The 260-nt window shown below is 58.5% G+C and carries 1 protein-coding gene; it reads left to right on the top strand.

Annotated elements, in window-relative coordinates; all coding sequences use genetic code 11:
• Positions 1–260, top strand: a 260-nt coding sequence (locus tag FVA95_RS30020) for a catalase (RefSeq protein WP_149666993.1), incomplete at both ends; no start/stop codon positions are given.

Genomic DNA, 260 nt, shown 5'->3' with positions numbered 1-260 from the left:
CAGAAGGGGCGCGAAACTCCCATGCTGGCCCGATTCTCCACAGTCGCTGGTGAGCTCGGGAGTCCCGACACCTGGCGTGACGTCCGGGGATTCTCGCTGAAGTTCTACACCGACGAGGGCAACTTCGACATGGTCGGCAACAACACTCCGGTGTTCTTCATGCGTGACCCGATGAAGGTCCCGCATTTCATCCGCTCCCAGAAGCGGCTGCCAAATTCTGGCCTGCGCAGTCCGAACATGATGTACGACTATTGGAGTTT

The organism is Pseudonocardia sp. EV170527-09 (assembly GCF_008369905.1).
GTDB lineage: Bacteria > Actinomycetota > Actinomycetes > Mycobacteriales > Pseudonocardiaceae > Pseudonocardia.
The sequence above is the reverse complement of the archived record's forward strand: the minus strand, read 5'-3'. Positions and strand labels throughout refer to the sequence as shown.